The organism is Rhizobacter sp. Root404 (assembly GCF_001425865.1).
Taxonomy (GTDB): Bacteria; Pseudomonadota; Gammaproteobacteria; order Burkholderiales; family Burkholderiaceae_C; genus LMDS01.
Map to the genome: position 1 here is coordinate 1,059,624 of NZ_LMDS01000004.1, position 17,871 is coordinate 1,077,494.

The 17,871-nt window shown below is 70.1% G+C and carries 20 protein-coding genes; 9 read left to right on the forward strand and 11 right to left on the reverse strand.

Annotated elements, in window-relative coordinates; all coding sequences use genetic code 11:
• Positions 1-72 precede the first annotated feature (72 nt).
• Both lysS and ASC76_RS09570 read left to right on the forward strand, forming a co-directional pair.
• Entirely contained in the window at positions 73-1,551 is a 1,479-nt protein-coding gene (gene lysS, locus ASC76_RS09565) for a lysine--tRNA ligase (RefSeq protein WP_056465067.1), read from the forward strand.
• A 2-nt stretch (positions 1,552-1,553) separates the two neighbouring features.
• Entirely contained in the window at positions 1,554-2,114 is a 561-nt protein-coding gene (locus ASC76_RS09570; RefSeq protein ID WP_056465068.1) for a pyridoxamine 5'-phosphate oxidase family protein, read from the forward strand.
• Between the two features lie 4 nt (positions 2,115-2,118).
• Here ASC76_RS09570 and ASC76_RS09575 read toward each other — a convergent pair whose 3' ends face one another.
• From ASC76_RS09575 to ASC76_RS09585, 3 genes are read right to left on the reverse strand one after another with little or no spacing between them, the layout of a single operon-like run.
• Positions 2,119-2,907 (reverse strand): enoyl-CoA hydratase, encoded by a 789-nt coding sequence (locus ASC76_RS09575; protein ID WP_056465069.1) that lies wholly within the window; start codon positions 2,905-2,907, stop codon positions 2,119-2,121.
• 25 nt (positions 2,908-2,932) lie between these two features.
• Complete coding sequence (locus ASC76_RS09580; protein WP_056465070.1) at positions 2,933-4,051, reverse strand: DUF3108 domain-containing protein; 1,119 nt, start codon at positions 4,049-4,051, stop codon at positions 2,933-2,935.
• Complete coding sequence (locus ASC76_RS09585; RefSeq protein WP_056465071.1) at positions 4,036-5,778, reverse strand: M61 family metallopeptidase; 1,743 nt, start codon at positions 5,776-5,778, stop codon at positions 4,036-4,038. The genes ASC76_RS09580 and ASC76_RS09585 overlap by 16 nt, the downstream gene beginning before the upstream one ends.
• A gap of 128 nt (positions 5,779-5,906) precedes the next feature.
• Here ASC76_RS09585 and ASC76_RS09590 point away from each other — a divergent pair, with 128 nt between their 5' ends.
• From ASC76_RS09590 to hpaI, 4 genes are read left to right on the forward strand one after another with little or no spacing between them, the layout of a single operon-like run.
• Entirely contained in the window at positions 5,907-6,455 is a 549-nt protein-coding gene (locus ASC76_RS09590; RefSeq protein ID WP_056465072.1) for a GbsR/MarR family transcriptional regulator, read from the forward strand.
• Positions 6,456-6,473: 18 nt separating this feature from the next.
• A complete protein-coding gene (locus tag ASC76_RS09595) occupies positions 6,474-7,880 on the forward strand; it encodes a cytochrome ubiquinol oxidase subunit I (RefSeq protein ID WP_056465073.1) in 1,407 nt (468 codons plus the stop codon).
• Positions 7,881-7,885: 5 nt separating this feature from the next.
• The gene (locus ASC76_RS09600; RefSeq protein WP_200947153.1) at positions 7,886-8,881 is read left to right on the forward strand and encodes a cytochrome d ubiquinol oxidase subunit II; all 996 of its coding nucleotides are present in this window, start codon (positions 7,886-7,888) and stop codon (positions 8,879-8,881) included.
• Between the two features lie 29 nt (positions 8,882-8,910).
• Complete coding sequence (hpaI, locus tag ASC76_RS09605; RefSeq protein ID WP_056465075.1) at positions 8,911-9,705, forward strand: 4-hydroxy-2-oxoheptanedioate aldolase; 795 nt, start codon at positions 8,911-8,913, stop codon at positions 9,703-9,705.
• A gap of 6 nt (positions 9,706-9,711) precedes the next feature.
• Here hpaI and ASC76_RS09610 read toward each other — a convergent pair whose 3' ends face one another.
• A complete protein-coding gene (locus tag ASC76_RS09610; protein ID WP_056465076.1) occupies positions 9,712-10,443 on the reverse strand; it encodes a DsbC family protein in 732 nt (243 codons plus the stop codon).
• An 8-nt stretch (positions 10,444-10,451) separates the two neighbouring features.
• Positions 10,452-11,567, reverse strand: a complete 1,116-nt coding sequence (locus ASC76_RS09615) for an FAD-dependent monooxygenase (protein WP_056465077.1) — start codon at positions 11,565-11,567, stop codon at positions 10,452-10,454.
• A gap of 87 nt (positions 11,568-11,654) precedes the next feature.
• On the opposite strand from ASC76_RS09615, the gene ASC76_RS09620 reads away from it, so the two are divergent.
• Positions 11,655-12,512 carry an MOSC domain-containing protein gene (locus ASC76_RS09620; protein WP_056465078.1) on the forward strand — a complete coding sequence of 286 codons (858 nt, stop codon included), beginning with the start codon at positions 11,655-11,657 and terminating at the stop codon, positions 12,510-12,512.
• Here ASC76_RS09620 and ASC76_RS09625 read toward each other — a convergent pair.
• Positions 12,499-13,170: a DNA-3-methyladenine glycosylase I gene (locus ASC76_RS09625; protein ID WP_371262101.1), complete on the reverse strand. Its 672-nt coding sequence runs from the start codon at positions 13,168-13,170 to the stop codon at positions 12,499-12,501. The genes ASC76_RS09620 and ASC76_RS09625 overlap by 14 nt on opposite strands.
• Positions 13,167-13,598 carry an Rrf2 family transcriptional regulator gene (locus ASC76_RS09630; protein ID WP_082548961.1) on the reverse strand — a complete coding sequence of 144 codons (432 nt, stop codon included), beginning with the start codon at positions 13,596-13,598 and terminating at the stop codon, positions 13,167-13,169. Before ASC76_RS09630 ends, ASC76_RS09625 begins: the two co-directional genes overlap by 4 nt.
• A 47-nt stretch (positions 13,599-13,645) precedes the next feature.
• On the opposite strand from ASC76_RS09630, the gene ASC76_RS09635 reads away from it, so the two are divergent.
• Together ASC76_RS09635 and ASC76_RS09640 are read left to right on the forward strand one after the other, a co-directional pair.
• Positions 13,646-14,887: an NnrS family protein gene (locus ASC76_RS09635; RefSeq protein WP_371262102.1), complete on the forward strand. Its 1,242-nt coding sequence runs from the start codon at positions 13,646-13,648 to the stop codon at positions 14,885-14,887.
• A gap of 5 nt (positions 14,888-14,892) precedes the next feature.
• On the forward strand, positions 14,893-15,237 hold the full coding sequence (locus ASC76_RS09640; protein ID WP_056465080.1) for a cupin domain-containing protein: 345 nt from the start codon (positions 14,893-14,895) through the stop codon (positions 15,235-15,237).
• On the opposite strand, the gene ASC76_RS09645 is transcribed toward ASC76_RS09640, so the two are convergent.
• The 4 genes from ASC76_RS09645 to narJ are packed head-to-tail and all read right to left on the reverse strand — an operon-like array spanning position 15,230 to position 17,862.
• On the reverse strand, positions 15,230-15,634 hold the full coding sequence (locus ASC76_RS09645) for a hypothetical protein (protein ID WP_056467215.1): 405 nt from the start codon (positions 15,632-15,634) through the stop codon (positions 15,230-15,232). The genes ASC76_RS09640 and ASC76_RS09645 overlap by 8 nt on opposite strands.
• Before the next feature lie 25 nt (positions 15,635-15,659).
• Positions 15,660-16,445, reverse strand: coding sequence for a peptidylprolyl isomerase (locus ASC76_RS09650; protein WP_371262103.1), 786 nt, complete (start codon positions 16,443-16,445; stop codon positions 15,660-15,662).
• A gap of 20 nt (positions 16,446-16,465) precedes the next feature.
• The gene (gene narI / locus ASC76_RS09655; RefSeq protein ID WP_056465082.1) at positions 16,466-17,185 is read right to left on the reverse strand and encodes a respiratory nitrate reductase subunit gamma; all 720 of its coding nucleotides are present in this window, start codon (positions 17,183-17,185) and stop codon (positions 16,466-16,468) included.
• Positions 17,182-17,862, reverse strand: a complete 681-nt coding sequence (gene narJ, locus ASC76_RS09660) for a nitrate reductase molybdenum cofactor assembly chaperone (protein ID WP_082549168.1) — start codon at positions 17,860-17,862, stop codon at positions 17,182-17,184. Before narJ ends, narI begins: the two co-directional genes overlap by 4 nt.
• Between the last annotated feature and the right edge of the window lie 9 nt (positions 17,863-17,871).

The window sequence follows — 17,871 nt, forward strand, 5'->3', positions numbered from 1 at the left end:
CGCGATTTTAGGGGCGCTGAGGGCGTGGCGACGCCGCCCTCTAAAATCGCGGGCTCACTCGCAAAGCCCCCCATGTCCGACGAAAACCAGCTGATCACCGAACGCCGCGAGAAGCTGGCGGCCATCCGCCAGCAAGGCATCGCGTTCCCGAACGACTTCAAGCCGAAGCACCACGCCGCCGAACTGCTGCGCCAGCACGGTGACCAGGAGAACGAGGAACTCGAGCCGCTGAACATCCACGTCGTCGTCGCCGGCCGGCTGATGCTCAAGCGCGTGATGGGCAAGGCGAGCTTCGGCACGCTGCAGGACGGCACCGGCCAGATCCAGCTGTTCGTGACCCGCGATGCGCTGGGCGAGGACGCCTACGCGCGCTTCAAGCACTGGGACCTGGGCGACATCCTCGGCGCCGAAGGCACGCTCTTCAAGACCAAGACCGGCGAACTGTCGGTGCGCGTCAGCGCGCTGCGGCTGCTGACCAAGAGCCTGCGCCCGCTGCCCGACAAGTTCCACGGCATGGCCGACCAGGAGCAGAAGTACCGCCAGCGCTACGTCGACCTGATCACCGACGGCGACGCCCGGGCGCGCTTCGCGGCGCGCAGCAAGGCGCTGTCGTCGATCCGCCAGTTCATGGTCGAGCACCACTTCATGGAAGTGGAGACGCCGATGCTGCACCCGATCCCGGGCGGCGCCAACGCCAAGCCCTTCGTGACCCACCACAACGCGCTCGACCAGCAGATGTTCCTGCGCATCGCGCCCGAGCTGTACCTGAAGCGCCTGATCGTCGGCGGCTTCGAGCGCGTGTTCGAGATCAACCGGAGCTTCCGCAACGAGGGCGTGTCGGTGCGGCACAACCCCGAGTTCACGATGATGGAGTTCTACGCCGCGTACTGGAACCACCACGACCTGATGGACTTCACCGAGGAGGTGCTGCGCCACGCCGCGCGGGTGGCGACCGGCTCGGCGGCGATCACCTACGCCGGCAAGCCGGTCGCGCTCGACCAGCCGTTCGCGCGCCTGTCGGTGCGCGAGGCGCTGGTCGTGCATGCGGGCTTGACCGAGGCGGAAGCGGGCGACGCCGCCGCGCTGCACGCGAAGCTCAAGTCGCTGGGCGAGGAGCCACCGGCGCACTGGACGCTGGCCGAGCTGCAGTTCGGCCTGTTCGAGGCCGCCGTCGAAGAGAAGCTCTGGGACCCGACCTTCATCATCGACTATCCCGTAGAGGTCTCGCCGCTGGCGCGCGCCTCGGACACCAACCCGTCGATCACCGAGCGCTTCGAGCTGTTCATCACCGGCCGCGAGTACGCGAACGGCTTCTCGGAACTGAACGACGCCGAGGACCAGGCCGCGCGCTTCCAGGCGCAGGTGGCGAACAAGGAGGCTGGCGACGAGGAGGCGATGTTCTACGACGCCGACTTCATCCGCGCGCTCGAGTACGGCATGCCGCCGACCGGCGGCTGCGGCATCGGCATCGACCGGCTGGTGATGCTGATCACCGATTCGCCGAGCATCCGCGACGTGATCCTGTTCCCGTCGCTGCGCAAGGAGGGCTGAGCGTGGACGCCGGGCCGCGACTCGCGTCGTTGCCCGAGATCGAGCGCGCGCTCTGGCAGCAGCTCGAGGCCGCGGTGACGGAGCGCTCGCACCCGTGGCGCACGCCGGTGCTGGCAACGGTCGCAGGCGACGCCGCCGACGCGCGCACCGTGATCCTGCGCGAGGTGTCGACCGCAGAGCGCCAGCTCGTGGTCTACACGGACGAACGCGCCGGCAAGGTCGCGCAGATCGCCGCCCGCCCGCACGGCACGCTGGTGATGTGGTCGAACGCGCTGCGCTGGCAGCTGCGCTGCCGCGTGCGGCTGAGCGTCGAGACCGACGGCCTGGGCGTCACCTCGCGCTGGGCCCGGCTGCAGCACACCGCGGCCGCGCAAGACTACCTGGCGCCGCACGCGCCCGGCGCCCCGGTGCCCGCGGGCACCGGCGTGGCGGCCGCCGCGCAACGTGCGTTCTTCGCTGTCGTTGCCGCCGAGATCGAATCGATCGACTGGCTCGAGCTCCACGCCGACGGCCACCGCCGCGCCAGGTTCGACAGCGTGGGCGGACGCTGGCTGCAGCCCTGATCGATCAGCGTTGCGTGAACTGCGCCTTGCGCTTGTTCAGGAACGCGTCCATCCCTTCCTTCTGGTCCGCGGTCGCGAACATCGAGTGGAACAGGCGACGCTCGAACATCACGCCGTCGGCCAGCGTGCCCTCGAACGCGCGGTTGACGCTCTCCTTCGCGGCCATCACGCTCATCGCGCTCAGCTCGTTGATCGCCTCGGCGGCAGCGAGCGTCACCGTCATCAGTTCCGCGAACGGCACGACGCGCGAGACCAGCCCGCCGCGCTCGGCCTCGGCCGCGTCCATCATGCGGCTGGTCAGGATCATGTCCATCGCCTTGGCCTTGCCGACCGCGCGCGGCAGGCGCTGCGTGCCGCCGGCGCCGGGGATGATGCCGAGCTTGATCTCGGGCTGGCCGAACTTCGCGGTGTCGGCGGCGATGATGAAGTCGCACATCATCGCCAGCTCGCAGCCGCCGCCGAGCGCGAAGCCGGCCACCGCGGCGATCACGGGCTTGCGGATGGTGCGGATCGTCTCCCAGTTGCGGGTGATGAAGTCGCCGCCGTAGGTGTCGGTCAGGTCGTACTTCGCCATCGCGGCGATGTCGGCACCGGCGGCGAAGGCCTTCTCGCTGCCGGTGATCACGATGCAGCCGATGCCGGGGTCGGCGTCGAACGCCTTCAGCGCGGCGCCCAGGTCGTCCATCAGCCCGTCGTTCAGCGCGTTGAGCTGCTTCGGGCGGTTCAGCGTGATCAGGCCGGTTTGGCGCGCGCCCTCGCCGCGGGTCTCGGTCAGGATGTTGTCGTAGGTCATGGCGGTCGTGTCCTCGGGTGAAACGTCACTGTATCTCGGGCGGCTTCGAGATCATCAGGTCGACGAAGGTCTGCGGGTCCTGCTCGAAGCGCAGCCGCACCGGCAGGTAGCGCAGCTGCGGCGACATCCACATCTCCACGCTGAGCGAGCCGGCCTTCTGGTCGGCGTGGCGCGGCTTCAGGTGGATGCCGGTGAGCGGACCGAACGGCGTGTTCAGCGTCTCCTCCTCGACCACGTCATAGGTCCAGACCGCGACCTTCTTCGGCAGCGCGAGCGGGATGTCGACGCTGCCGCCGATCTTCAGCATCTCGGGCCGCGTGCTGAACACGTAGGTCAGCTGCACGAACTGGCTCGCGGTGTCCTGCAGCCCCGGCATCGAGGGGCGCACGTCGCCGTTGGCGAGTACGACGCCGCCGGTGTCGAACAGGATGGTCTGGCGCGGCCGGGTGGTGGTCAGGAACTTGATGTCCTGGTCGTAGCGGCGCGGCGCCAGGCCGCTGGCGGTGATCTCGCCGTCGCTGCTGGAACGCTGGGTGATCAGCGGCGCGAACGTGGGGCCGACGATGAAGTCGACATGCACCTGGTAGCGCGAGCCGCTGCGGATCCACTCGACCTGCGCGGTGCCGCTGACCTCGCCGCGGTAGTTGCCGGTCAGCACGTAGCTCATGCGGGTCGAGGCCGGCCACTCGAACGGCGCGCCGCTGCTGGCCGCGCCTGAGGCGGGCGCTGCCGCCACCGGCGTGGCCGGTGCGGGCTCGGACGCCACCGGCGTGTCGACCGGCGCCTCGACCACCGGTGCGCTCGCGGCCGCGACCACCGGCTCGGCCTCACGGCGCGGTTCGGGGGCCGACGCCGGCTTCGCGGGCTTGGGCCGGCGCGGACGCGGCGCGGCGACCGGGGCAGGCGGTGACGGCGCCGCGGGCGCGGCGGTCGGCGGCGGCGCCGTCAGTTCCATCTGCCGCACGTAGGCCACCTCGATGCGCGCCGGCTTGTCGCGGTCCGCCGAGAGGCCTTCCAGCCCGTCGATCACCCGCTGCGTGACCCAGCCATGCAGCAGGACCACGGCGAGCACGAGCGCGACAGCCGCACCCCGGCGGCGCCACGACGGCGACGTTCCGAACAGCAGTCTCAGGCCGCGAGCCATGCCTTGCGCAGCGCCGCGGCGGTCCTGGCCGGGGCCGCGGCGGGCCGCAGCGACACGCCGCCCATCCCGGCGGCGTCCGCTTCGAGCGTCAGCGTCAGGCCGAGCACGCGCTGGTCGCGCGCGACCAGCAGCGGCGCCGCGCGCCCCGGCTCGAGCACGCGGAGCGCGTCGTCGAGCCGGCGCACGCGCCAGCCGGCGACCGCGAGCAGCTCGTCGCCGGGCGCGAGACCCGCCACCTCGCCGGCACCGCCGCGCAACACGTGGCTGACCTTCACGCCGGTCAGCGCGCTCTCGGCGACGCGCACGCCCAGGCGCTGCGCCAGCGTGGCCGCGTCCTCGGTCCAGTCGATGCCGCAGGCACCCAGCAGTTCCTGCAGCGGCAGCTCGTCGGTGCCGTGGACCCAGGCCGCCAGTTCGGCGGAATACGAGCGCCCGCCGACCTGCGCGAGCGCCGCGGCGATCTGCGCCTCGTCGATCGGGCCGCCGCGGCTGACGGTCCACAGCGCCTGCATCACGTCGTCGAGCGTGCCGCGGCCCTCACGCCGCAGCGTGAGGTCGAGCGCGAGCGCGACCAGCGAGCCCTTGGTGTAGTAGCTGATGGTCGCGTTCGGGGTGTTCTCGTCGGCGCGGTAGTACTTGACCCAGGCGTCGAAGCTGGCCTGCGCCACGCTCTGCACCCGGCGCCCCGGCATCGCCCGCACGCCGCTGACGGTGCGCGCGATCAGCCGCAGGTAGCGCGGCGCGTCGATCAGCCCGGTGCGCAGCAGGAACACGTCGTCGTAGTACGAGGTGAAGCCCTCGAAGAACCACAGCAGCTCGGTGTAGTTCTCGCGCGTGTAGTCGTAGGCCGTGAAATCGGCCGGGCGCATGCGCTTGACGTTCCAGGTGTGGAAATACTCGTGGCTGATCAGGCCCAGCAGGTTCACGTAGCCATCGGAGGTTTCGGTACGGCCGCAGGCGGGCATGTCGCGCCGGGCCGAGATCAGCGCGGTGCTCGCACGGTGCTCGAGACCGCCGTGGCCGTCCTCGAGCAGCTGGTGCAGGAAGACGTAGCGCTCGAACGGCGGCTTCCTGCGTCCGTGCCAGAACGCGATCTGCGCGGCGCAGACGCGCTGCGCATCGGCGAGCAGCCGTGCTCCGTCGAAATCCGGCAGCGCGCCGGTGACCACGTACTCGTGCGGCACGCCGTGCGCCTCGAACCGGCCGCGCCAGAACCGGCCCAGTTCGACCGGGTGGTCGACGAGTTCGTCGTAGTCGGCCGCCTCGTAGGTGCCGCGCCCGCCGGCGTCGACCTGCACCGGCCGCATCGCGGTCGCGACCTCCCAGCCGGGCGGCAGGTTGCGCAGCGCGAGGCGGTGCGGCTCGGCCTCGCGCCCCTCGACGCGCAGCAGCAGCGAGGTGCCGTTGAAGAAGCCGCGCGCCGCGTCGAGGAAGGCGGCGCGCACCGAGGTGTCGAACGCATAGGCGAGGTAGCTGACCTGCAGCGCCGCGCGCCCGTCGCAGCGGGCCAACCACGTCGCCTTGTCGAGTTGCGTGAGCGGCACCTCGCGCGTACCCTGCGACGCGACGAGCCCCGAGAGATGACGCGCGAACTCACGCACCAGGTAGCTGCCGGGAATCCACGCCGGCAGGCTCAGGCGCTGCTCGGCGGCCGGGCGATCGATGCGCAGCGTGACGCGGAACAGGTGGGCGTGGGTGTCGTGGGCAGAGACGGCGTAGGTGATCATGGGCATCGAATCTATCAAAGAGCCACGCCGCGGCCGACCGATGTTCACATTTGCCGGAATATCCACTTTTCAGTAATTACTGAAAATTCAAATAGACTTCGAGCCGTTCCGAGAAAGGCTCCGCCCCCATGACACCGCTCTCGCCGCTCGTCCGCAGCTTCGTCGCCCATTTCGGCGAGATGGGCAGCCGCTGGGGCATCAACCGCACGGTGGGCCAGATCTACGCGCTGATCTTCGTCTCGCCCGAGCCGCTGAACGCGGACGACATCGCCGAGCGCCTCGAGTTCTCGCGCTCCAACGTCAGCATGGGGCTGAAGGAACTGCAGGCGTGGCGGCTCGTCAACCTGCGCCACCAGCCCGGTGACCGGCGCGAGTATTTCGACGCGCCGACCGACGCGTGGGAGATCTTCCGCACCCTCGCCGAAGAACGGCGCCGGCGCGAGATCGAGCCGACGCTGTCGATGCTGCGCAATGCGCTGCTGGAGGAACCGTCGACGCCGGAGGACCGCATCGCGCTCGAACGCATGCGCGGCATGCACGACCTGATCGAGCTGACCACCACCTGGTTCGACGACGTGCAGCGCATGGACCAGCAGACCCTGTCGCGCCTGATGAAGATGGGCGCGAAGGTGCAGAAAGTGCTTGAATTCACCGGCCGCGGCGCGGCCCGTCGCTGACCTCGGAGGTATGAGTCCATGGACGCCCTGATCCTCGCCCGCATGCAGTTCGCGGCCAACATCACCTTCCACATCCTGTTCCCGACGATCAGCATCGGCCTGGGCTGGTTGCTGCTTTTCTTCCGCGTGCGCTGGCTCAAGGCCCGCCACGGGCCGGACCCGGCCCAGGCGCAAGGCTGGCTCGATGCGTACCGATTCTGGACCAAAGTGTTCGCGCTCAGCTTCGCGCTCGGCGTCGTCAGCGGCATCACGATGAGTTTCCAGTTCGGCACCAACTGGCCGGGCTTCATGGAGCACGCCGGCAACATCGCCGGCCCGCTGCTCGGCTACGAGGTGCTGACCGCGTTCTTCCTCGAGGCCGGCTTCCTCGGCGTGATGCTGTTCGGCCACGGCAAGGTCAGCGAGAAGGTGCACCTGATGTCGACCTTCTTCGTCGCCTTCGGCACCACGCTGTCGGCGTTCTGGATCCTGGCGCTGAACTCGTGGATGCAGACGCCCGTCGGCCACGAGATCATCGACGGCGTCTACCACGTCAAGAGCTGGGTCGAGGTGATCTTCAACCCGTCGTTCCCGTACCGCTTCACCCACATGCTGCTGGCCTCGGGGCTGACCTGCGCGTTCCTGCTGATCGGGCTGTCGTCCTGGCAGCTGCTGCGCGGCGTGGGCCAGCGCGCCGCGCCGCGCGTGCTGCGGGTCGGTCTGACGCTCGCGGCGGTGCTGATCCCGCTGCAGATCGCGGTCGGCGATGCGCACGGCCTGAACACGCTCGAGCACCAGCCGGCCAAGATCGCCGCGATGGAGGGCGTGTGGGAGACCGAACGCGGGGCGCCGCTGCTGCTGTTCGCGATCCCCGACGCAGCCGAGCGCAAGAACCACTTCGAGATCGCGATCCCGAAGATGGCCAGCCTGATCCTCACCCACCAGATCGACGGCGAGATCAAGGGCCTGAACTCGTTCGGCGACGCCCACCCGCCGCCGCTGCCGCTGTTCTTCGCGTTCCGCATCATGGTCGGCATGGGCATGCTGATGCTCGCGACCAGCTGGCTCGGCTGGTGGCTGTACCGCCGCGCCAAGTGGCAGCCGGCGGCGCTGCCGCGATCGCTGCTGTGGCTGTTCGCCGCGATGACGTTCTCGGGCTGGGTCGCGACCGTCGCCGGCTGGTACGTCACCGAGATCGGCCGCCAGCCGTTCATCATCTACGGGCTGCTGCGCACCGCCGACGTGGTCTCGAAGGTGCCGTCGTCGATGATCGGCCTGACGCTGGCGCTCTACGTCACGCTGTACCTCGCGCTGATCGTGGCCTACGTGACGGTGCTGAAGTACATGGCCGAGAAGCCCGACGAGGTGCTGGCCGAGGACGCGCGCGACCAGGCCGTCACGCCGCCCGGCGCGATCACCTCGCCCGCGGTCGGGGGTGCGGCATGAACTGGATGTCGTTCGACACCGCGCTGCCGATCATCTTCATGGCGCTGATGGGCATCTCGATGCTCGTCTACGTCGTCAGCGACGGCTACGACCTCGGCGTGGGCATGCTGATGCACCGCGCCACCGAGGCCGAGAAGGACGTGATGGTCGCCTCGATCGGCCCGTTCTGGGACGCCAACGAGACCTGGCTCGTGCTGGGCGTGGGCATCCTGCTGGTCGCGTTCCCGCGCGCGCACGGCGTGGTGCTCGGCGAGCTGTACCTGCCGGTCACGCTGATGCTGATCGGGCTGATGCTGCGCGGCGTCGCGTTCGACTTCCGCGTCAAGGCGAAGGACAAGCACAAGCGCACCTGGGACCGCCTGTTCTTCGCCGGCTCGACGCTGGCCGCGGTCTCGCAGGGCTGGATGCTGGGCCGCTACGTCAGCGGCTTCGGCACCGGCTGGAACTACCCGCTGTTCGCCGCGGCGATCGCGGTCGCGCTGCCGATGGCCTACGTGCTGATGGGCGCGACCTGGCTGATCATGAAGACCGAAGGCGAGTTGCAGGAGCGCGCGATCCAGTGGGCCAAGGTCGCCTGGCTGCCGATGGTCGGCGGCATGGTGCTGATCTCGATGGCCACGCCGTGGGTCAGCGATGTCGTGCGCGAGCGCTGGTTCGCGCTGCCCGAGATCATCGCGCTGATGGCGATCCCGCTGATGACCGCAATCGCGCTGCTCGCGGTGCGCGGGCTGCTGAACTCGCACGTGGTGCGCGGCTCGGTCTGCTGGCTGCCGTTCGTGCTGCTGATCGTCGTCTTCGTGCTCGGCTTCCTGGGGTTGGCGTACAGCATCTACCCGTTCGTCGTGATCGGGCAGATGACGATCTGGCAGGCCGCCAGCAGCCCGGCAGCGCTGAAGGTGATCCTGATCGGCGTGTGCATCTCGGTGCCGGCCATCGCCGGCTACACGGTGTTCTCGTACCGGGTGTTCCGCGGCAAGACCGGGGAACTGAAGTACGCGTGATCGGCCCGAGTTGGGGTAAAAGCACGCCCATGATCAAGAACACCTTCAAGCAGGCGCTGCGCGACCGTCGCCCCCAGATCGGCCTGTGGGCCAGCCTGGCCGACCCGCTGGTGGCCGAGGCGCTGGCGACCACCGGCTTCGACTGGCTGCTGATCGACGGCGAGCACGCACCGAACGATCTGCGCTCGGTGCTCGGCCAGCTGCAGGCCGTGGCCCCCTACCCCACCCACCCGATCGTGCGCCCGCCGATCGGCGATGTGGTGCTGATCAAGCAATACCTCGAGATCGGCGCGCAGACGCTGCTGATCCCGATGGTCGACACCGCCGAGCAGGCCGCCCGCATGGTCGCCGCCACGCGCTACCCGCCGCGCGGCATCCGCGGCGTCGGCAGTTCGGGCGCACGCTCGTCGCGCTGGAGCGGCGTGCCGCGCTACCTGCACGATGCCGACGACGAGATGTGCGTGCTGGTGCAGGTCGAAACGCAGACCGGCTACGCGAACCTGGCGGAGATCGCCGCGGTCGACGGCGTCGACGGCGTGTTCTTCGGCCCGGCCGATCTCTCCGCGTCGATGGGCTACCTCGGCCAGGCGACCCACCCCGACGTGGTGGCGGCGCTCACGCAGGGCATCGCCACGGTGCGCAACGCCGGCAAGGCACCCGGCATCCTGATGACCGACAACAAGGCGTCCCAGTACTACCTGGACCAGGGCGCCCTGTTCGTCGCGGTCGGTGTCGACGCGATGATGCTGGTGCAGGCGGCCAAGACGCTGGCCGCGGTCTTCAAGGGCGGCGCGTCCGGCGCCGGCCCCACGTCCTACGCCTGACGGCGCTCAGCCCTTGCCGCGGCTCGCGACGAGCTGCTTCTCGACCTCGGCCGGCGGCAGCGCGCCAGGCACGCGCTTGCCGTCCTCGAACACCAGCGCCGGCGTGCCGTTGACGCGGAACTTCTTGCCGAGCGCGACGTTGCGCTGCAGCGCGGCGGTGTCGCAATTGCCCATGCTGCGCGGGGCTGCCGTGCCCTTGATCATCCAGTCGCGCCAGGCCGCGCCGTTGTCCTTGGCGCACCAGATGTTCTTCGACTTCTCCGGCGAATCGCCGCCGAGGATCGGGTACAGGAAGGTGTAGACCGTCACGTCCTTGACCTGCTGCATCTCGGTCTCGAACTTCTTGCAGTAGCCGCAGTTCGGGTCGGCGAACACGACCAGCTTGCGCGCGCCGGTGCCCTGCTTCCAGACGATCGCGTCCTTCAGCGGCAGCGCGGCGAAGTCGATCGCGGTGATCTTGTCGATGCGCGCCTGCGTCAGGTCGCTGCGCGTCTTGGTCTCGATGATGCTGCCCTGGATCACGTGGTCGCCGCGCTCGTCGGTGTAGATCAGCTCGGTGCCGATGCGCACCTCGTACAGCCCGGGGATCGGCGTCTTGCTGACCTCGTCGATCGCCGGGAAGTTGGGCAGCCGCTCCGCGAGGGTCTTGCGGATCAGCGCCTCGTCGGCGAACGCCGCCTGGGCGAGCCCGAGGCTCATCACGGTCAGGGCCAGCGCGGAGCGCATCAGAATGTTCATGGAGTTCCTCAGGAGTTCAGGGCGCGCGCCGTCAGCCAGCGCTTCAGCGGGGAAAGCTTGTCCACCAGAGTCAGGCCGCGGTTGCGAAGTTCCCGCAGCGCCGGGGTGTCGTCGGCAAAAAGTCGCAACAGGCCGTCGGTCACCTGGCCCATCGCCCAGGTCGGCGCGGTGCGTTCGCGGGCGTAGCGGCGCAGCAGCTTCTCGTCGCCGAGCGGGCGCCAGGCTTCGCGTTCGCGAATGACGCGAACCAGCGCCGCCACGTCCGCCAGGCCGAGGTTCAGCCCTTGCCCGGCCAGCGGATGCACCACGTGCGCGGCGTCGCCGAGCAGAACCCAGCCGGGACCGCACCAGGCGCTCGCGTGGGCCCGCATCAGCGGCCACGCGGCGCGCTCGGAGACGAGCTTCAATTCACCGGCCTCGCCCGCGGTGGCCTGCATCAGCCGCTGTTCGAACGCGGCGGCGTCGAGCGCCAGCAGTTCGGCCGCCTGTGCGTCCGGCAGCGACCAGACCAGCGCGAACGACTGCTGCGGCTGCGGCGTGTCGAACGGCAGCAGTGCCAGCACGTCCGGCGCGCGGAACCACTGGCGCGCAATGCCCTGGTGGGCCCGCGTGCTCTGCAACCGCGCGGCGATGGCCTTGTGGCCGTAGTCGACCCGCTCGAAGGCAATGCCCAGCGACTCGCGGGTGGCCGAGGCCTTGCCCTCGCACAGCGCGGTCAACGCAGCCGTCGCCGGCTCGCCCGGCTCGAGCACCGTGATGTGCGGCGCGAAACGCACCGCGGTCGCGAGCTCGCGCTCGAGCACCGCGGCATCGGTGATCCAGGCCAGCGCACCGACCTGCTGCTGCCAGGCCGAGAAATCGATCGCCGAGGCGTGCGCGTCGCCCTGCACGTGCATGTCCAGCACCGGCGTCGCGGCCTGCGCGGGCAAGGCGTCCCAGACCTTCAACCCCTGCAGCAGCGCGACCGACGCGGCATTGAGCGCATACGCCCGCACGTCCGGCGTGTCTGGGGCGCGCGCGGCCTCGGGACGCAGCGCGACGCTCAGGCCGGCACGCGCCAGCGCGAGCGCGAGGCTGCGGCCGACGATGCCGGCGCCGAGCACCTGGACGTCGAAGTTCTTCATGGGCATCGATTGTAGGGAGCGGGCCGGCGCGCCGCCGGCAGGGTCAAGGGCACAATCGCCTCCTTTTTCCAGCACGAGGCGGCGGCGATGGAAGGTGATCAGACAGTCGGCATCGCGTCGTTGCACGCGTACCCGATCAAGTCCTGCGGCGGCGTCACGCTCGACGAGTCGCTGCTGATCGAGACCGGCCTGGAGTTCGACCGCGCCTGGATGGTCGTCGATGCCGCCGGCCGCTTCATCAGCCAACGCGAGCTGCCGCGCCTGGCGCTGGTGCAGCCGACCCTGAAGGTGAGCGAGATGGTGCTGCGCGCGCCCGGCATGCTCGCGCTGCACGTTGCGCTCGACCGCGTCGAGCAGCCGGTGCGGGCCACGGTCTGGGACGACGAGGTCGGGGCCTACGACATGGGCGACCTGTGTGCGCAGTGGTTCAGCGACTTCCTCGGCCGAGCCGCCCGACTCGTGCGCTTCGACCCGGCCCACCGACGTCTGGCCGACCACCGCTGGACCGGCGCCGTCGACGCGGAGACCGCGTTCGCCGACGGCTTCCCGCTGCTCGTGACCTCCACGGCCGCGCTGGCCGAACTGAACCGGCGGCTCCAGGCCCAGGGCCACGCCGCGGTGACGCTGGCGCGCTTCCGCCCCAACCTCGTGCTCGACGGGCTCGACGCCCACGGCGAGGACGCGCTGGACGAGATACTGTTCGCGACCGCCGACGGCCCGGTGCGGCTGAAGCTGGTCAAACCATGCGTGCGTTGCAGCATCCCGGACGTCGACCCGGTGACCGCGGCCACCGGCCACGCGGTCGGCGACACGCTCGCCGGCTACCGTGCCGACGCGCGCATGGACGGCGGCATCACGTTCGGCATGAACGCGATCGTGCTCGACGGCATCGAGCGCGCGCTGCGTGCCGGCATGCCGGGCAGCGCGACCTTCAGGTTCGACTGACCGATCCGCGCAACGCCAGCGTCCCCTGCGGCGGCAGCGCGGCGCGCGTCTGCAGCGCACGCGCGCGCACATGGCAGCCGTCGAGGTGGTCGTTGACCAGGCCCATCGCCTGCATGAACGCGTAGACCGTCGTCGGCCCGACGAAGCTCCAGCCGCGCTTCTTCAGGTCCTTCGACATCGCGATCGACTCGGGCGACGTGGTCGCCGCGCGCAGCGCCGCGAGCGTCATCTCCGTCGGCCGGGAACTCGCGGCAGGCTCGTGCGCCCATGCGTAGGCGGCGAGCGAGCCGAACTCGCGGCGCAGCTCGATCACCCGCTTCGCGTTGTTGATCGTCGACTCGATCTTGCCGCGGTGCCGGACGATGCCGGCATCGGCGAGCAGGCGCGTCACGTCGGACGCCTTGAAGCGCGCGACCTGCTCGGCCTCGAAATTCGCGAAACCGGCGCGGAACGCCTCGCGCTTGTTCAGGATCGTCAGCCAGCTGAGGCCCGCCTGGAAGCCCTCGAGGCACAGCTTCTCGAACAGGCGCCGGTCGTCGGTGACCGGGAAGCCCCATTCTTGGTCGTGGTAGTGGCGGTAGGCCTCGCTCGCCTGGCACCAGCGGCAGCGCGCGGCGCCGTCGTCGGCGGTGAACAGGCCGGTGTCGATGCTCGTCATGGGCGCCATTGTGGAGTGGCGCTCCGGGCCGTCCGGGCGATGTCGGCGAGCGTCACGGCGTCGAGTTCGGCGAAGTAGGCCGCCAGCGCATTGCGCAGCACTTTTTTGAGTTTGCAACTGGGCGTCAGCGTGCAGGTGTCGGACGCGGGGTCGAAGCACTCCACCAGCCGGAAGTCGGTCTCCGTGCCGCGCACGACGTCGCCCACACGGATCGCCGCCGGCGCCTTCAGCAGCCGCAAGCCGCCGCCGCGGCCGCGCGTCGTCTCGACCAGGCCCTGGCGGCCGAGTTCGCTGACGATTTTCATCAGATGGTTCTTCGAGACCTGCAGCCGCTCGGCGATCTCGGCGATCGTGACGAGGCGTTCGGGGTTTGCCGCGCAGTACATCAGCACGCGCAAGGTGTAGTCGGTGTAGTCGGACAGTCTCATCGCCAGCGTTTGCGTTTTGGGCGCTCGAACGATAACATGCACATCGTATGCATCTTATACAGACCCCGCTCCAGGACGCGCCGGAAGCGCTGCCGATCTTCGTCGCGATGCCTTCGACGAAGCGCGCCCCGCCGCTGCACGGTGCGCCGTTGCTGCGCCTGGGCTTCCGCCCGTTCTACCTGGGTGCGGCGGCGTTCGCGGCGATCGCCGTCCCGCTGTGGGTGGCGATCGTGCTCGGGCAGATCGCGCTGCCGATGACGATGCCGCCGCTGCTCTGGCACGCGCACGAGATGCTGTTCGGCTTCGCGGCGGCGGTCATCGTCGGCTTCCTGCTGACCGCCGGCAAGGCCTGGACCGGCCTGTCCACGCCGCGCGGCGCGGCGCTCGCGGCACTCGCCCTGCTGTGGCTCGCGGCCCGCGTGGCGGCGCTGGTGGCGCCTTACCCGGTCTACGCGGCGCTGGACGTGCTGCTGCTCCCGCTGGTGGCCGGGCTGCTGGCGGCCGTGCTGCTGCGCGCCCGAAACCACCGCAACCTGCCGCTGCCCGGCATCCTGCTGCTGCTCGCGGCCGCCAACGCGGTCTTCCACCTCGCCTCGCTGGGGCTGGTCGACGTGGCGCCGATGTCTGCACTGCATGCCGGGCTCGCAGCGATCGTGATGATCGAATGCCTGATCGGCGGGCGGGTCATCCCCGCGTTCACGCTCAGCGCGACGCCCGGGTTGACCTCGCGTGTGCAGCCTAGGCTCGAACTGCCCACGCTGATCTGCACGGCGCTCGGCTTGGCCGCTTGGGTGTTCGCGCCGACCGGCCCGCTGACCGCGCTGCTGCTCGGCGCCGCGGCCGTGCTGCAACTGCATCGGCTCTGGACGTGGCAATCGTTCGCGACACGCCGGCGGCCGATTCTCTGGGTGCTGCACGTCGCGTACGCCTGGATCCCGATTGGCCTGGCGTTGCTGGGGCTGGCGGCGCTGGGCATGCTGGGCGCATCGGCCGGCGTGCATGCCCTGGCTGTGGGCGCCACCGGCGGGCTGATCATCGGCATGATCACCCGCACGGCGCGCGGCCACACCGGGCGGCCGCTGCAGGTGTCCAGGCTGGAAGTGGCGGCCTACGGGCTGATGCTCGCGGCGGCACTTCTGCGGGTGCTGGTGCCGCTGGTCGCGCCGCAGGGCCTGTACGGGATGACGCTGGTCGCCGCGGCGGCCGCCTGGTCCGGCGCGTTCCTGCTCTACCTGTGGGTATTCACGCCGTGGCTGCTGGCATCGCGGCTCGACGGAAAGGATGGCTAGCTGACATGGCCCTGCCCCACGCCCAACCCCTCGACGTGATCGACGTGCGGCCGCTCGGCGCCGGGCTGCGCGACGCGGTCACCACCAGCCTGCTGAAGACACCGGCGCTTCAACTGATGCGCCTGGTGCTGCCCGCGGGCCACGGCCTGCCGGAACACCACGTGCCCGGCGCACTGACCGTGCAATGCCTGGAGGGCGAGACCGTCGTGACGACCCCATCACGCACCTGCACGCTGGGCGCCGGGCGGCTGGTGGTGCTCGAGGCCGGCGAGCCTCATGCCCTGAAGGCGGTGGCCGACTCGACGCTGCTGGTCACGATCCTGCTGCACACCGCCGACGCGGTCAGGTGAACCTGACCGATTCGCCCGCCGCATCGAAGGCGGCGAAGCCGTCGATCCGGCCCGACTTGATCGACTCGATCATGCGCTGCAGCGGTGCCTCGGCCTGCAGCGAGGACGGTCCCGTGTCGTCGGTACCGGCGAGCGCGCCGACGAACACGATGTCCCAGGCCTGACCGAGCTCGCGCGATTCGTTGCACAGGACCTCGAACGACGCCAGTTCGTCGGGTCGCTTGTCGATGCAGGCCAGCGGCGTCAGTGTGCCCCCCTCTCCGGCATCGAAGCGCAGGCGCTCGTCGGGGGTGGCATCGTCCGGCAGGCCGGCGGTCGCGAGGACCAGCAGCAGGCGCTGCGGCTCCGCCTGGGCGCGCGCCGCACGCAGCAGGTCGTCGAAAGTCGAGAGCGTCATCGTTTGCATCCGCCGCAGCGGTACGTCATTGAACCAGCGGCGTGGCGGCCGCCTCGAGGTCGACGCCTTCGACCCGCGCCTGGCCGGCCAGCACCTGCATGCACTGGCGCAGTGCCGTGACCCAGGCCTGCTGGCGCAGCGCCATCGCGACCGCACCGCGCACCGCCTCGAACGGCTGCGGGATGCCGCCCTCGCGTTCCAGCACTTCGACCACATGCAGGCCGAAGCGGCTGTGCACCAGCCGCGGCAGCACGCCGATCTCGACATGGCCGAACAGTTCGCGCGCGAACTCGGGCGCGCAGTCTTCGGGCGCCAGCCAGCCGAGCTCGCCACCGTGCTCGCCGCTCGGGCAGTTCGACAGCTCTCGGGCCGAGCGGCCGAAGCCGTCGGCGGCCGTGCCGTCGTGGCAGCGCACGTCGAGCAGGCAGGTCTCCGCGCGGTTGCGGAGCGCGACCACGTCCATCCCCGGCGTGACCGCGAACAGGATGTGGCGCACTCTGACCTTCTCGCCGGTGCGGTAGCGCGCGGCGTGCGCGGCGTGGTGGCGCGCACAGGCCTCGTCGGACGGCTCGGGCAGCTTCAGTTCGGCCTCCAGCCAGGCATCGATGGCGTCGGACGCCGCCTCGCTGACGACGCCGTCCACCGGCACCGGGTCGGCGGCAGCCAGCAGGCCGGCGCCAATGGCGGCCTGCCGCAGCAGCTCGGTGTTGGCGCGCTGGCGCAGCGCTTCCAGCGGCAGCGCCTCGTCGTCGCGATGCAACGGCACCCCGTTGATGCGTGCAACGCTCGGGGCCAGGGTGGGTGTCGACATGCTCATCTCCCGTGAGTCGTTCATGGGCGCGGCAGGTTGTGGCCGGCCGGCACGTTCAGGCGCCGGCTGCGCACGACCTGGTGCGGGCGGAACAGGAAGCCGACGGTCGCGAACCCGCTCCACACATGCACCAGCCGGCTGAACGGGAACAGCAGGAAGATCGTCATGCCGAACACGATGTGGAACAGGTACGGCCACGGCAGTGCGCTCAGCACCGTCGCGTCGACCGGCCGCAGCGTGACGATGCGCTGGGCCCAGTCCGCGAGGATCACCATCGTGCTGCCGTCGGCATGCGCCCACGAGAACGGCAGCGTGATCAGCCCGACCACCAGCTGCACCCACAGGATCACCAGGATCGCGATGTCGGTGCGGTGGCTGGTGAGCCGGATGCGCTGGTCGAACACACGCCGGTAGAGCAGCATCGACAGCCCGACAAAGCACAGCGCCCCGGCGATGCCGCCTGCGACCACCGCCAGCATCTGCTTGGTGCCGGCGCTCATGAACACGCCGTATACCGAATGCGGCGTGAAAAGCCCGACCAGGTGGCCGAAGAACAGGAACAGGATGCCGAAGTGGAACAGGTTGCTGCCCCAGCGCAGCAGGCCGGCGCGCAGCAGTTGCGACGAGTCACTCTTCCACGAGTACTGGTTCTGGTCGAAGCGGATCAGGCTGCCCATCACGAACACCGTGAAGCAGACGTACGGATAGACCTGGAACAGAAAGCCGTAGACGCCGTTCATGACGATGCTCCCGATGAAACGATGGATGCCGTCGCCGGCCTGCGCACGATGTGCACCGGTTGCGCCTGCCCCGGGCGCGCCTGGCCCTTGGACGAACAGCCGTCGAACACCACCGGCTCGGCCCAGCTCTCGTCGAGCGGCTCCTCCACGGGCGGCTGCACCGCCTGCGCCGTCTCTCCAGCCAGCTCGAGCAGCGCACCGAGCGCGCTTGCATACGGGCTGTCGCGGTGGCGCAGCGCCGCGAAGATCGCGTTGAAGATGTGCGCCATCTCGCCGAGAAAGGCCTTCGCCTCGCGCACTGGCTGGGTCGAGACGAACTCGAGCACCGCCGGCAGGTAGTCGGGCAGCTCGCCTTCGGCCAGCACCAGGCCGGCGGTCTCGTAGGTCTGGCCGAGGTCGATCAGCGCCGGCCCGCGCTCGCGCGAGTCGCCATGCACGTGCTCGAACAGGTGCAGCGAGGTGCCGCGGCCGCGATCGAACAGGTCGACGTAGTCGGCCTCGGCGGCGAGCGGCTCGGCGCGGGCGAGTGCGTCCATCAGCGCGTCGAGTTCGAGCAGGCGCGCGGCGGGCAGCGCGTGCTCGTCGCGCAGCAAGGCGCGCATCTCGGGCAGGTGGCTGCGCAGGGTCGCATCCGGGTAGCCGAGCAGCGCGGCGAGCACGCGCAGGCTATTGGTCATCGGGGGCAA

What these genes read in the sequence shown, in the direction of transcription:
- ASC76_RS09620 (WP_056465078.1), top strand. Translation starts at nt 11,655, where the DNA reads ATGGAAGGTGATCAGACAGTCGGCATCGCGTCGTTGCACGCGTACCCG.
- narJ (WP_082549168.1), bottom strand. Translation starts at nt 17,862, where the DNA reads ATGACCAATAGCCTGCGCGTGCTCGCCGCGCTGCTCGGCTACCCGGAT.
- ASC76_RS09635 (WP_371262102.1), top strand. Translation starts at nt 13,646, where the DNA reads ATGCATCTTATACAGACCCCGCTCCAGGACGCGCCGGAAGCGCTGCCG.
- ASC76_RS09600 (WP_200947153.1), top strand. Translation starts at nt 7,886, where the DNA reads ATGTCGTTCGACACCGCGCTGCCGATCATCTTCATGGCGCTGATGGGC.
- ASC76_RS09625 (WP_371262101.1), bottom strand. Translation starts at nt 13,170, where the DNA reads ATGACGAGCATCGACACCGGCCTGTTCACCGCCGACGACGGCGCCGCG.
- ASC76_RS09595 (WP_056465073.1), top strand. Translation starts at nt 6,474, where the DNA reads ATGGACGCCCTGATCCTCGCCCGCATGCAGTTCGCGGCCAACATCACC.
- ASC76_RS09585 (WP_056465071.1), bottom strand. Translation starts at nt 5,778, where the DNA reads ATGATCACCTACGCCGTCTCTGCCCACGACACCCACGCCCACCTGTTC.
- ASC76_RS09580 (WP_056465070.1), bottom strand. Translation starts at nt 4,051, where the DNA reads ATGGCTCGCGGCCTGAGACTGCTGTTCGGAACGTCGCCGTCGTGGCGC.
- narI (WP_056465082.1), bottom strand. Translation starts at nt 17,185, where the DNA reads ATGAACGGCGTCTACGGCTTTCTGTTCCAGGTCTATCCGTACGTCTGC.
- ASC76_RS09650 (WP_371262103.1), bottom strand. Translation starts at nt 16,445, where the DNA reads ATGTCGACACCCACCCTGGCCCCGAGCGTTGCACGCATCAACGGGGTG.
- hpaI (WP_056465075.1), top strand. Translation starts at nt 8,911, where the DNA reads ATGATCAAGAACACCTTCAAGCAGGCGCTGCGCGACCGTCGCCCCCAG.
- ASC76_RS09610 (WP_056465076.1), bottom strand. Translation starts at nt 10,443, where the DNA reads ATGAACATTCTGATGCGCTCCGCGCTGGCCCTGACCGTGATGAGCCTC.
- ASC76_RS09645 (WP_056467215.1), bottom strand. Translation starts at nt 15,634, where the DNA reads ATGACGCTCTCGACTTTCGACGACCTGCTGCGTGCGGCGCGCGCCCAG.
- ASC76_RS09590 (WP_056465072.1), top strand. Translation starts at nt 5,907, where the DNA reads ATGACACCGCTCTCGCCGCTCGTCCGCAGCTTCGTCGCCCATTTCGGC.
- ASC76_RS09630 (WP_082548961.1), bottom strand. Translation starts at nt 13,598, where the DNA reads ATGAGACTGTCCGACTACACCGACTACACCTTGCGCGTGCTGATGTAC.
- ASC76_RS09615 (WP_056465077.1), bottom strand. Translation starts at nt 11,567, where the DNA reads ATGAAGAACTTCGACGTCCAGGTGCTCGGCGCCGGCATCGTCGGCCGC.
- lysS (WP_056465067.1), top strand. Translation starts at nt 73, where the DNA reads ATGTCCGACGAAAACCAGCTGATCACCGAACGCCGCGAGAAGCTGGCG.
- ASC76_RS09575 (WP_056465069.1), bottom strand. Translation starts at nt 2,907, where the DNA reads ATGACCTACGACAACATCCTGACCGAGACCCGCGGCGAGGGCGCGCGC.
- ASC76_RS09640 (WP_056465080.1), top strand. Translation starts at nt 14,893, where the DNA reads ATGGCCCTGCCCCACGCCCAACCCCTCGACGTGATCGACGTGCGGCCG.